The sequence below is a fragment of the Propionicimonas sp. T2.31MG-18 genome, assembly GCF_964266745.1.
Lineage (GTDB): Bacteria > Actinomycetota > Actinomycetes > Propionibacteriales > Propionibacteriaceae > Propionicimonas.
Genome location: NZ_CAXWGX010000012.1, coordinates 187,379 through 199,822, shown reverse-complemented (window position 1 = coordinate 199,822; position 12,444 = coordinate 187,379). Strand labels below are relative to the sequence as shown.

General features: G+C 71.3%; 12 protein-coding genes. 3 read left to right on the top strand and 9 right to left on the bottom strand.

All coding sequences use genetic code 11. From position 1 onward, the window contains the following. Positions 1–8: 8 nt before the first annotated feature. From zwf to pgl, 3 genes are read left to right on the top strand one after another with little or no spacing between them, the layout of a single operon-like run. Positions 9–1,604: a glucose-6-phosphate dehydrogenase gene (gene zwf, locus ACFQQJ_RS05845; protein WP_377105471.1), complete on the top strand. Its 1,596-nt coding sequence runs from the start codon at positions 9–11 to the stop codon at positions 1,602–1,604. Positions 1,605–1,616: 12 nt separating this feature from the next. After that, the gene (locus ACFQQJ_RS05840; RefSeq protein ID WP_377105040.1) at positions 1,617–2,552 is read left to right on the top strand and encodes a glucose-6-phosphate dehydrogenase assembly protein OpcA; all 936 of its coding nucleotides are present in this window, start codon (positions 1,617–1,619) and stop codon (positions 2,550–2,552) included. Further along, the gene (gene pgl, locus ACFQQJ_RS05835) at positions 2,549–3,283 is read left to right on the top strand and encodes a 6-phosphogluconolactonase (RefSeq protein ID WP_377105038.1); all 735 of its coding nucleotides are present in this window, start codon (positions 2,549–2,551) and stop codon (positions 3,281–3,283) included. The genes ACFQQJ_RS05840 and pgl overlap by 4 nt, the downstream gene beginning before the upstream one ends. Positions 3,284–3,317: 34 nt before the next feature. On the opposite strand, the gene ACFQQJ_RS05830 is transcribed toward pgl, so the two are convergent. From ACFQQJ_RS05830 to uvrC, 9 genes are all read right to left on the bottom strand, one after another. Further along, positions 3,318–3,674, bottom strand: a complete 357-nt coding sequence (locus ACFQQJ_RS05830) for an RNA polymerase-binding protein RbpA (protein WP_377105036.1) — start codon at positions 3,672–3,674, stop codon at positions 3,318–3,320. 33 nt (positions 3,675–3,707) lie between these two features. Next, positions 3,708–4,001, bottom strand: coding sequence for a preprotein translocase subunit SecG (gene secG, locus ACFQQJ_RS05825; RefSeq protein ID WP_377105469.1), 294 nt, complete (start codon positions 3,999–4,001; stop codon positions 3,708–3,710). A 242-nt stretch (positions 4,002–4,243) separates the two neighbouring features. After that, on the bottom strand, positions 4,244–5,026 hold the full coding sequence (gene tpiA / locus ACFQQJ_RS05820) for a triose-phosphate isomerase (RefSeq protein ID WP_377105034.1): 783 nt from the start codon (positions 5,024–5,026) through the stop codon (positions 4,244–4,246). 1 nt (position 5,027) lies between these two features. Next, a complete protein-coding gene (locus tag ACFQQJ_RS05815; protein ID WP_377105032.1) occupies positions 5,028–6,236 on the bottom strand; it encodes a phosphoglycerate kinase in 1,209 nt (402 codons plus the stop codon). Positions 6,237–6,307: 71 nt separating this feature from the next. Then, positions 6,308–7,312, bottom strand: coding sequence for a type I glyceraldehyde-3-phosphate dehydrogenase (gene gap, locus ACFQQJ_RS05810; protein ID WP_377105030.1), 1,005 nt, complete (start codon positions 7,310–7,312; stop codon positions 6,308–6,310). 168 nt (positions 7,313–7,480) lie between these two features. Further along, positions 7,481–8,467: a DNA-binding protein WhiA gene (whiA, locus tag ACFQQJ_RS05805; RefSeq protein ID WP_377105028.1), complete on the bottom strand. Its 987-nt coding sequence runs from the start codon at positions 8,465–8,467 to the stop codon at positions 7,481–7,483. Positions 8,468–8,513: 46 nt separating this feature from the next. Continuing rightward, entirely contained in the window at positions 8,514–9,467 is a 954-nt protein-coding gene (gene yvcK, locus ACFQQJ_RS05800; protein WP_377105026.1) for a uridine diphosphate-N-acetylglucosamine-binding protein YvcK, read from the bottom strand. Continuing rightward, entirely contained in the window at positions 9,464–10,333 is an 870-nt protein-coding gene (gene rapZ / locus ACFQQJ_RS05795; RefSeq protein WP_377105023.1) for an RNase adapter RapZ, read from the bottom strand. The genes yvcK and rapZ overlap by 4 nt, the downstream gene beginning before the upstream one ends. Before the next feature lie 24 nt (positions 10,334–10,357). Beyond that, positions 10,358–12,313, bottom strand: coding sequence for an excinuclease ABC subunit UvrC (gene uvrC, locus ACFQQJ_RS05790; RefSeq protein ID WP_377105021.1), 1,956 nt, complete (start codon positions 12,311–12,313; stop codon positions 10,358–10,360). Positions 12,314–12,444 lie beyond the last annotated feature (131 nt).

The window sequence follows — 12,444 nt, the reverse complement described above, 5'->3', positions numbered from 1 at the left end:
GTCAGCGTCTGAGCAGTCTAGACGCCCGTTCCGCCCGGCCGCGATCAGCATCGCTCCCCAGTGACCGCGTGGGTACAGTCGCAGGTGTGAATCCGCTCCGCGACCAGCGCGATCCCCGCCTGCCCCGGATGGCGGGCCCCTCGGCCCTCGTCCTGTTCGGCGTCACCGGCGACCTCGCCCGCAAGAAGCTGCTGCCGGCCGTGTACGACCTGGCCAACCGCGGCCTCCTGCCACCCGGCTTCGGGCTCGTCGGGTTCGCCCGCCGTGACTGGGCGGCCGAGCACTTCGCAGAACTGGTCGCGGAATCGGTACGCGAGCACGCCCGCACCGAGTTCCGCGAGGACGTCTGGAAGCAGCTGCAGGAGGGGATCCGCTTCGTCCCCGGAGAGCTCAACGACAACGAGGCCTTCGCCCAGCTCAAGCAGACCCTCGCCGACCTCGACGAGCGGCAGGGCACCGGCGGCAACCACGCCTTCTACCTGTCGGTGCCGCCCAAGGCCTTCGACGTCGCCGTGGCCCAGTTGCGGCGCCACGGCCTGGCCGACCGTCCGAAGGGGTCCTGGCGACGGGTGGTCATCGAGAAGCCGTTCGGCCACGACCTGGACAGCGCCCGCCAGCTCGAACGCAAGCTCGCGAAGGCGTTCTCGCCGTCCAGCATCTTCCGGATCGACCACTACCTGGGCAAGGAGACGGTGCAGAACCTGCTGGCGTTCCGCTTCGCCAACACGATGTTCGAGCCGATCTGGAACCGCACGTACATCGACCACGTGCAGATCACCATGGCCGAGGACATCGGCATCGCCGGGCGTGCCGGCTACTACGACGGCATCGGCGCCGCCCGCGACGTCATCCAGAACCACCTCCTCCAGCTCGTCGCCCTGACGGCGATGGAGGAGCCGACGTCCTTCGGGGCCGACGAGCTCAGCCTGGAGAAGCGCAAGGTGCTCTCCGCCGCCCGGGTGCCGTCCGACCTGGACGCCCACACCGCGCGCGGGCAGTACGCGACCGGCTGGTCCGGCGGTGTCGAGGTGCCGGGCTACCTCGAGGAGCAGGGCATCCCGGGCGACTCGCGGACGGACACCTTCGCCGCGATCCGGGTCGACATCGACAACCGCCGCTGGGCAGGCGTGCCGTTCTACCTGCGCACCGGCAAGCGACTCCCCCGCCGGGTCACCGAGGTGGCGCTGAACCTGCGTCCGGCGCCCCACCTGCCGTTCGACGGCACGGACGTCCGCGCGCTCGGCACGAACGCGCTCGTGCTGCGGATCCAGCCGGACGAGGGCATCACGCTGCGGTTCGGGGCCAAGGTGCCGGCGACCCCGATGGAACTGCGCGACGTGAACATGGACTTCGGCTACGGCACGTCGTTCGCCGAGTCGAGCCCCGAGGCCTACGAGCGCCTGCTCCTCGACGTCCTGCTGGGCTCGGAGCCGCTGTTCCCCCAGCCGGCGGAGGTGGAGCTGTCCTGGCAGATCCTCGACCCCGTGCTGGACCGCTGGGCAGAGCGGGACACCCCGCCAGAGCCGTACCCCTCGGGCACGTGGGGTCCCCCGTCCGCCGTCGAGATGCTGGCCCGTGACGGGTTCAGCTGGCGACGTCCGTAAGGAGGAGCGATCGTGATCGTCACACTCACCGGCACCAACGCCGCAGAGGTGCAGCAGGCCATCGCGAAGGCCAGGCACCACGTGGGGGCCGCCTCCGGGCTGGTCTTCACCCTCGTCGTCGTCGCCGAGCTCTCCGACTACGAGCGGGCGAAGGAGGCGTGCGCCGAGGCCGGGCGCGAGCACCCGTCCCGCATCCTGCTCCTCACCAACGGACGCGCCCGGGCCGACCGGCTGGACGCGGAGGTGCAGGCCGGCGAGGGTTCGCCCGGCGAGATCATCGCACTGAAGTTCCACGGCGTGCTCCAGAAGCACCGCGAGTCCGTGGTGCTGCCGCTGCTGCTGCCCGACCTTCCGGTGATCGTGTGGTGGCCGGGACGCTCGCCGAGGACGCCGGGCCTGGACCCGATCGGCCGGCTCGCCACCCGACGCATCACCGACGCGATGGGCGACCCCGACCCGTTGGCAGCGCTGGAGGTGCGCGCCCGGAACTACTGCCCCGGCGACACCGACCTCACCTGGACGCGCCTCACCCGCTGGCGCGGGCTGATGGCGGCCGCCCTCGACGCCTACCCGATGGACGTCACCCGGGCCACCGTCAGCGCCGCCCCGGCGAACGCCGCCGGCACGCTGCTCGCCGCCTGGCTGTCGCAGCGCCTGGACGTCCCGGTGACCCTCGAGCGCACCGGCCCGGCCGTGGGCATCACCGGGGTCGTGCTCGGCTCGGGCGAGGACGAGATCCGGATCACGCGCACCGACGGCAACCTCGCCAGCTTCTCCGCCCCGGGGCTGTCGAGCAGGCTGGTCGCTCTCCCGCGCCGCGACGTGAACACGCTGCTGGCCGAGGAGCTGCGGCGCCTCGAGGACGATCCCATCTACGCTGAGGCCATGGCGTCCGTGGTGAGGAGAATCGATCGTGCCGTGGCACGCGGCCAGGTGAGGGCGGAGTGAGCGCGCAGCCCCAGGTGATCCGTCACCACGACGCGGACGACCTCGCCGCGCGCGGTGCCGCCCGGCTCCTCTCGGTGCTCATCGGGCTCCAGGCCGACGGCAGGGTCGCGCAGGTGTGCCTCACCGGCGGACGGATCGCCATGGCCGTCTACGCCCGCCTCGGCGAGCTGGTGGAGGGCTCGGCGCTCGACCCGTCCCGCCTCGAGCTCTGGTGGGGCGACGAGCGTTTCGTCCCGACCGGCGACCCGGAGCGGAACGCCGGGCCGACCCTGGCGCTGCTGGCCAGCCACTTCCCGGTGGATCCGGCCCGTACGCACCCGATGCCGAGCGCGGACGGCGTGATCGACGCCGCCGCGTCCGCGGCCACCTACGCCAAGGAACTTGGGGACACCCGCTTCGACCTGTGCCTGCTCGGCATGGGGCCGGACGGCCACGTGGCCTCGATCTTCCCCAACCACCCGTCCAGCGAGCCCACCACGCAGGCGGTGATCGGCGTCAGCGAGGCGCCGAAGCCACCGCCGGAGCGGATCAGCCTGACCATCCCGACGCTCAACGACTCCCGCGAGGTCTGGTTCCTGGTGAGCGGGTCGGAGAAGTCGAACGCGCTGTGCCGCTCACTGGCCGGCGACACGGCGCTGCCGGCGGCCCGAGTGGCCGGACGGGAGCGCACGCTGTGGCTCGTGGACGAGGACGCCTCGGCGGAGCTGCCCTACTTCGACTGCTCGCTGTAAGGCGTGGGCCTGCGGCCGGACGGGGGCATCCGGCTCAGTAGATGACCTCGCCGGCCGCCCGACGGGCGCGCAGGGCGTCCAGCGCCTCGGCGAGGATGGCCACGGCCTCTGCGTCGCTGCGACGCTCCTTCACATAGGCCAGGTGCGTCTTGTACGGCTGGGTCTTCGGCGGGGGCGGCGGGTTCTCGCTGTCGAGGTTCGCCGGCAGGCCGCACCGCGGGCAGTCCCAGGTGTCCGGGACGACGGCGTCCGCGGCGAACGCCGGGCGCGTCTCGTGACCGTGGGCGCAGAAGTAGGAGACGTAGAGGCGGGGGGCCGCGTCTCCGCGCTCGGCCTCCCCCATCGGGCCGGCGCCGACCCGGCTACCGCGAATTGCGCTACCACCAACCACGTGCTTTGACTCCTTGCTGCGAGCGGGCCGGACTCAGCCCAGGGCCCCGACTTCGGGGAAATACCGGTACAGCACCAACAGGCCGATGATGCTGGCGAGCCACACCAGGCCGACCATGATGGTCAGGCGGTCGAGGTTCCGCTCGGCGACCGAGGTGCCCCCCATCCCCGTGCTCATGCCGCCGCCGAACAGGTCGGACATGCCGCCGCCCCGGCTCTTGTGCAGCAGGATGAACAGTGCCAGGACGATGCTGGTCAGGATCAGGACGATCTGAAGTGTCACGATCGGCCAGGTCGTCACCAGAGGGAGCGCAGTCACGCGGAGAATCCTAACCCACGCCTGCCCGGACCAACGAAACGCGGGTAGGGGCTGGTCGCGGCCGGCGTCCACCCCGTCCCCTGCGAGGGCCAGCCTTCCCGTCCGAGGGCCAGCCTTCTCGCCGAGGGCCGGCACCGGTGGACGGGCCCTCGGCCACAACGCTGGCCCTCGACGCAGGGACGGGGGACGACGAAGCCCCCTCACTCCGGCGTGGGCCGGAGGGAGGGGGCGGGGTCGGACGCGGGCTGGGGTCAGCCGGCCGCGTAGTACATGACGATCTTGGCGAACTCGTCCGCATTGAGGCTCGCGCCTCCGACGAGGGCGCCGTCGACGTCGGGCTGCGCCATGATCTCGACCACGTTGCTGGCCTTCACCGAGCCGCCGTACTGGATGCGCACGGCCTCACCGGCGGCCGCACCGAAGGTGTCGGTGACGTAGCCACGGATCGCACCGCAGACCTCCTGGGCGTCCTCGGGGGTGGCCACCTCGCCGGTGCCGATCGCCCAGACCGGCTCGTAGGCGATGACGGACGCGGCGACCTGCTCCGCGGTCAGCGGGGCGAGGCAGTCCTCGACCTGGCCGAGGACGTGCTCGACGTGCGTGCCCTGCTTGCGGATCTCGAGCACCTCGCCGCAGCAGATGATCGGGGTCATGCCGGCCTCGAACACCACCTTCGCCTTGGCGCCGATCAGCTCGTCGGTCTCGCCGTGGTACTCGCGGCGCTCGGAGTGCCCGACCACGACGTAGCTGCAGTTCAGCTTGGCCAGCATGTCGGCCGAGACCTCGCCGGTGTAGGCGCCGGACGCGTGGACGGAGACGTCCTGCGCGCCGAACTTCAGCGGCAGCTTGTCCCCCTCGACCAGGGTCTGCACGGTCCGGATGTCGGTGAACGGGACGATCACGGCCGCCTCGGACAATGCCGGGTCGTACTTGGCGTCGGCCAGCGTCCAGGCCAGCTTCTGCACCAGCCCGGTGGCCTCGACGTGGTTGAGGTTCATCTTCCAGTTGCCCGCCATGAGCGACGTGCGTGCCATGTCAGTTCTCCCCTTCCAGGACAGCAAGACCCGGGAGCACCTTGCCCTCGAGGTACTCCAGTGACGCACCGCCACCGGTGGAGATGTGGCCGAAGGCCTCGTCTGCGAACCCGAGGTTGCGCACGGCGGCGGCGGAGTCGCCACCACCCACCACCGAGAAGCCGCTGGAGGCGGCAAGCGCCTTCGCGACCGCGTCGGTGCCCAGCGCAAGGGACGGGATCTCCGCGACGCCCATCGGGCCGTTCCAGAAGATCGTCGCCGCACCGGCGATCGCGTCCGCGAACAGCGCCTCGGACTTCGGGCCGATGTCGGCGCCCTCCTGGTCGGCCGGGATGCCGTCGGCGTCGACGATGGTCACCTCGCTGGCGTGGCGCGCCGGGATGTCCAGCTCGGACACCACGCGCACGTCGACGGGCAGCAGGATCTGCTTGCCGGCAGCGGTGGCCTGCTCGAGGTAGCCGGCGCAGGTCTCGATCTTCTCGCTGTCGAGCAGGGACGTGCCGACCTCGTAGCCCTTGGCCTTGAGGAAGGTGTAGGCCATGCCGCCACCGATGATGAGGGTGTCCGCGACCTTCAGCAGGTTGTCGATGACCGCCAGCTTGTCGGCGACCTTCGCGCCGCCGAGGACGACGACGTAGGGGCTCGCGGGGCTCTCGGTGAGCTTCTTGAGCACCTCGACCTCCTTGGCCACCAGGAACCCGGCGGCGTTCGGCAGGAGCTTGGCGACGTCGTACACGGACGCCTGCTTGCGGTGCACGACGCCGAAGCCATCGGACACGAACACGTCACCGAGGGCGGCGTACTTCGCGGCGAGCTCCTCGCGCTCGGCGTCCACCTTGGACTCCTCGGCCGGCTCGTAGCGGACGTTCTCGAGCATCGCGATCTCGCCGTCGGCGAGTGCGGCGACGGTGGCGGTGGCGCTCTCGCCGACCACGTCGGTGGCCAGCTTCACGTCGGCGCCGATCAGCTCACCGAGCCGCCGGGCGGCCGGGGCCAGCGAGTACTTCGGGTTGACCTGGCCCTTGGGCCGGCCCAGGTGCGCCATGATGACGACCTTCGCGCCGGCGTCCTTGAGCAGGGTCAGGGTCGGCAGCGCCGCGCGGATCCGGCCATCGTCGGTGATGGTGTCCCCATCCAGCGGCACGTTGAAGTCGCACCGGATCAGGACGCGCTTGCCCCTCAGCTCACCGAGGTCCTTGACTGATTTCACCTCTTACCTCTCTCTTCCGTTCATGAAGAGACGGGCCGGCCCGCCAACGCGGACCGACCCGTCATCGATCATCAGAGCTTGGAGCCCACCAGCACGGTCAGGTCGACCAGGCGGTTGGAGTAGCCCCACTCGTTGTCGTACCAGGAGACGACCTTCACCTGGTTGCCGATGACCTTGGTCAGCGGAGCGTCGAAGATGCTGGACAGCGGGTAGGTCTCGATGTCCTTGCTGACGATCGGGTCCTCGCTGTACTCCAGGATCCCCTTCAGCGGGCCCTCGGCAGCAGCCTTGACGATCGCGTTGATCTCCTCGACGGTGGTCTCGCGCGCGGCCTCGAAGGTGAGGTCGGTGACCGAGCCGGTCGGCGTCGGCACGCGCAGCGCGTAGCCGTCCAGCTTGCCCTTCAGCTCCGGCAGGACCAGGGCGACGGCCTTGGCGGCACCGGTGGTGGTCGGGACGATGTTCAGGGCGGCGGCGCGGGCGCGACGCAGGTCCTTGTGCGGGGCGTCCTGCAGGTTCTGGTCCTGGGTGTAGGCGTGGATCGTGGTCATCAGGCCCTTGACGATGCCGATGCCGTCGTTCAGCGCCTTGGCCAGGGGGGCCAGGCAGTTGGTGGTGCAGGACGCGTTGGAGATGATGTTGTGCGCGGCCGGGTCGTACAGGTTGTCGTTGACGCCCATGACGATGGTGATGTCCTCGTTCTTCGCCGGGGCGGAGATGAGGACCTTCTTGGCGCCGGCGGCGATGTGGGCCTTGGCCTTCTCGGCGTCGGTGAAGAAGCCGGTGGACTCGATCACGATGTCCACACCCAGCTCACCCCACGGGAGGTTGGCGGGGTCGCGCTCGGCGAACGCCTTGATCTCCTTGCCGTCGACGTACAGCGCGGTCTCGTCCGCGGTGACCTCGCCGGGGAAGCGACCCAGGATCGAGTCGTACTTCAGCAGCTGGGCGAGCGTCTTGTTGTCAGTGAGGTCATTCACGGCCACGACGTCGAGATCGGCGCCCGAAGCCACGAGGGCGCGGAAGTAGTTGCGGCCGATCCGGCCGAAGCCGTTGATGCCAACCTTGACGGTCATAAGTGAGGGTCTCCTTTACGAACGGGTCCAGTGGCGGGCTTGAGCCCAGCCCTGTTCGGGTTCCACCCTATCGGTTCACGGTGCCGCCGGATGCAGGGGCGGAAATCCGGACCGTGCACCCGGGAGCCCGCAGAGCCCCCGTTCCGGACACCGGCGGTGCGGTGCGCCTCAGGCGTCCTCGTCCAGCATCTCGGGGCTCAGGACGGCCTCGGTGTTCGGGACGCCCAGCTCGCCGGCCCGCTTGTCCGCGGTCGCGAGCAGCCGACGGATGCGACCGGCGACGGCATCCTTGGTGAGTGGCGGGACGTGCAACTGCCCCAGCTCCTCCAGGCTGGCCTGCTTGTGCTCGAGCCGCAGCTGGCCAGCCACCAGCAGGTGCTCGGGGATGTCCTCGCCCAGGATCTCCAGGGCACGGCGGACGCGGGCCCCGGCGGCCACCGCGGCCCGCGCGGAGCGGCGGAGGTTGGCGTCGTCGAAGTTCGCCAAGCGGTTGGCGGAGGCGCGGACCTCGCGGCGCATCCGGCGGTCCTCCCAGGCGAGCACCGACTCGTGCGCACCGAGCCGGGTGAGCATCGCCGAGATCGCGTCGCCGTCCCGGATGACCACGCGGTCGATTCCGCGCACCTCCCGTGCCTTCGCACTGATGCCGAGCCGCCGGGCGGCGCCGACCAGGGCCAGCGCGGCCTCCGAGCCGGGGCAGGTGACCTCGAGCGCCATCGAGCGTCCCGGCTCGGTGAGCGAGCCGTGCGCGAGGAACGCGCCGCGCCACGCGGCGACCGACACCTCGATGCCTCCGTTGACCACCTGGACGGGCAGCCCGCGGACGGGACGCCCGCGCGGATCGATGAGGCCGGTCTGCCGGGCGAGGGACTCGCCGTCGCGGATCAGCCGCACGACGTACCGGGTGCCGCGGCGCAGGCCGCTGCCGGTGATCACGACGAACTCGCAGGTGAAGCCGAACAGCTCGGCGATCGCGGTGCGCAGGCGGCGTGCGGCGACGCCGGTGTCGAGCTCCGCCTCGACAACGATCCGCCCGCCGGCGATGTGCAGGCCGTTGGCGAACCGCAGCAATGCGGCCACCTCGGCCTTGCGAAGCTCCGGCTTGGTCACCTCCAGGGTCGCCAGCTCGGACTTCACCTGCTGCGTCATCGCCATGTTGCCGGAAACTGCCTTTCGCCGAGAGCGTCGATGGGCGCTTAGCCTACAGACCCATGATCCCCGCATAAACCGCGGCCAGGAGGTGGGGATCGTGGCGGGGCGACCCGTCCCTCATCCGGACGGGCGCGACGACCAGGCGGGCACCCAGCGACTGCACGTAGGTCGCCAGGTGCGGGTCGCCGGCGGCGAAGGACGGATCGGCGACGACCGCGTCGAGGCGCAGTCCGGGCGCGTGCTCGGCGAGCACCTCCACGTGGCGGGACGCAGTGTACGCGGGCGTCTCGTCCTCGGTCGGCACCAGGTTGAGGGTGAGGATCCGGCGGGCGCGCGACGCCTGGATCGCGTCCAGGAGTTCGGGTACGAGCACGTGCGGGATCACCGAGGAGTACCAGGACCCCGGCCCGAACACGAGGTAGTCGGCGGCGTGGACGGCGCGCAGCGCCTCCGGTACGGCCGGCGGGTCCGCCGGCACCAACCGGACGTCGGCGATCTCCCCGGTCGCCAGGGCCACGGCCTCCTGGCCGACGACGAGCGTCACCTCGTCGGGCGAGGACGGGTCGGCGCCGATCACGTCCGCCTCGATCACCAGGGGGACGGCCGCCATCGGCAGCACCCGTCCCTCGACGTGGAGCATGGCGGCCACCATGTCGAGGCCGGCCACCGGGTCGGACAGCTGCTGCCACAGCCCGGCGATCAGCAGGTTGCCGATGCTGTGTCCGCCGAGCGGGCCGTCCCCGGGGAAGCGCGACTGCAGTACCTCTGCCCACGCGCGCCCCACCTCGTCGTCGCCGCACAGCGCCGCCAGGGCCATCCGCAGGTCGCCGGGGGGCAGGATCGGGAACTCCTCGCGCAACCGGCCGGACGAGCCGCCGTCGTCGGCGACGGTCACCACGGCCGTCAGCCGGTGGGTGAGCTGGCGCAGGGCGGTCAAGCTGGCGGCGAGGCCGTGGCCGCCGCCGAAGGCCACCACGGACGGCGGCGGGGCGAACCCGTTCACTCCATTCCCAGGTCCCGGTGCACGACCTCGGTGTGCACGCCTTCCGCCGCGAGGCGGCGGGACAGCTCCTCGACGAGCGCGGTCGAGCGGTGCTTGCCGCCGGTGCAGCCGATCGCGACGGTGGCGTGGCGCTTGCCCTCGCGGACGTACCCGGGGCGCATCAGGTCGATCAGCCCGAGGGCGTGCTGGAGGAACGGCTCCGCGTCCGGCTGCCCGAGCACGTAGGCGGACACCGGCTGCGCCAGCCCGGTCTGCGGCCGAAGCGCCGGCACCCAGTGCGGGTTCGGCAGGAATCGTGCGTCGAACACGAGGTCGGCGTCGATCGGGATCCCGTTCTTGAACCCGAACGACATCAGGGTGACCTGGAGGTCGGTCTCGGACGCACTCGCGTAGGCCTTGGCGACGCGCGCGGCCAGCTCGTGCACGTTGATCGAGGAGGTGTCGATCACGAGGTCGGCGCTGGCGCGCAGCCCGGCCAGCATCTTGCGCTCCTTGCGGATGCCGTCGAGCAGGCGCCCGGAACCCTGCAGCGGGAGCGGCCGCCGCACGGATTCCTGCCGGCGGACGATCGCCTCGTCGCTGGCGTCGAGGAAAAGGATCTGCGGCACCACCCCGACGTCCCCCAGGGCGGAGAACGCGGCCGGGATCTGCTGGAAGTCCGAGCGGCTGCGCACGTCCAGCAGGACGGCGACCCGGGTGAACTGGCGGCGCCGGCTGATCTGGAGGAGCTCGGGAAGCATGCTCGGGGGGAGGTTGTCGACGACGAACCAGCCGAGGTCCTCCAGGGCGTGGCCGGCCGTCCGGCGTCCCGCACCGGACATACCGGTGATCACCAGCAGTTCTACGGGCGGGGCGGAGTCGTTCATGGGCTCATTATCCCGCCGCGGGGCTCACTGCTCGATGACCTCGCCGGTGGTCACGTTGATCGCGACCGGCGGTTCCTGTCCGGCGAGCGCCTCCTTGATGGACGCGGCGGTGCGCGGCCCGATGCCCGGCACCTGGGCGATCTGCTCCACGGTGGCCGCCCGCAGCTTCCGCAGCGACCCGAAGTAGGTGATCAGCGCCTTGCGACGGATCTCCCCGAGCCCGGGGACGTCGTCGAGCAGCGACTCCACCATGCTGGCGCTGCGCCGGCCCCGGTGGTGGGTGATGGCGAAGCGGTGGGCCTCGTCCCGCACCCGCTGGAGCAGGTACAGCCCCTCGCTGGCGCGCGGCAGGATGAGCGGGTACTCCTCCCCCGGGAGCCACACCTCCTCCAGGCGCTTGGCCAGCCCGCACAGCGCGACGTCGACCACACCGAGGTCGGCGAGCGCCCGCTCCGCGGCCGCGACCTGGGGCGCGCCGCCGTCCACGACCACCAGCGAGGGGGCGTAGGCGAACTTGCGCGGGGCTCCGGTCGTGGGGTCGACGAGGAGTGGCCCGGACTCGTCCTCGCGCCCGGCCTGCCGCCGCTCCTCGATCAGCCTGGTGAACCTCCGCGTGAGCACCTCGTGCATCGCGCCGACGTCGTTCGATCCCTCCACGGTCCGGATGATGAACCGGCGGTACTCCCCCTTGCGGGGCAGGCCGTCCTCGAACACCACCATCGACGCGACGACCTCCGTGCCCTGGGTGTGGGAGATGTCGTAGCACTCGATGCGCAGCGGCACCTGCGGGAGGTCGAGCGCCTCCTGGAGCTCCTCCAGCGCCCGGTTCCGGGTGGACAGGTCGCTGGCCCGGCGCACCTTGTGGAGGGCGAGGGAGTCGGCGGCGTTGCGGGCGGCGGTCTGCAGCAGGGCCGCCTTGTCGCCGCGCCGGGGCACCTTCAGTCGCACCCGGCCCTCGCGCTGCTCCCCCAGCAGCTGGCCGAGCACCTCCGCCGAGGCCGGCAGGGCGGGGAGGAGCACCTGCGGGGGGATCGCGTCCGCGTCCGCGTCGGCGTAGAGCTGGAGCAGGAACTGCTCGAGGAGCTCGCCGGTGTCCGCGTCGTCGCTGCGCTCGGCCACCCAGCCCCGCTCCCCGCGCACCCGCCCGTCGCGGATGTGGAACACCTGGACGGCGACCTCCAGCGGGTCCTCGGCCAGGGCGACGAGGTCGGCGTCCGTCCCGTCGCCCAGAACGATGGCGTTCCGCTCGGTGGCCTGCCTGAGCGCGGAGAGCTGGTCACGCAGGACCGCGGCTCGCTCGAACTCCAGGTTCGTGGAGGCGATGAACATGTCGGTCTCGAGGCGCCGGATGAGGGTCGAGGTGCGCCCGGCGAGGAAGTCGCACACGTCCTGGACGAGGGCGCGGTGGGCGTCGGCGTCGATCCGTCCGACGCAGGGGGCTGAGCACTTGCCGATGTAGCCCATCAGGCAGGGACGCCCGGACACGTGCGCGCTGTGGAACACCCCCTTGGTGCAGGAGCGCATCGGGAACACGCGCAGCAGCGAGTCGATGGTGTCGCGGATCGCCCACGCCTGGGCGTACGGGCCGAAGTAGCGCGTGCCCTTGCGCTTGCTGCCCCGGCCGACGAAGACCCTCGGGAACTCCTCCGACCACGTCACGGCCACCCAGGGGTAGGACTTGTCGTCGCGGTACTTGATGTTGAAGCGCGGTTCGAACTGCTTGATCCAGGTGTACTCCAGCTGGAGCGCCTCGAGTTCGTTGCGCACCAGCGTCCACTCGACCTTCGCCGCCGTGCGGACCATCGTCTGCGTGCGGAAGTGCAGCGCTGCGGGATCGGCGAAGTAGGAGCTGAGCCGCTGGCGGAGGTTGACCGCCTTGCCGACGTAGACGACCCGTCCCTCCGCGTCGCTGAACCGGTACACCCCCGGCCCGGTCGGGATGGTGCCGGGCGCCGGACGGTAGGAGGCCGGATCAGCCATGCCGTCCGTCCTCACGCAACCGGGTCGTCCTCACCCGAGCCAGCATAGGCACCGCCACTGACGATCCGGACGCGGACCGCCGCAGGCCCGCCCTCAGCCCAGGAGCGCCGTTCCGGGCGGCAGGACGCAAT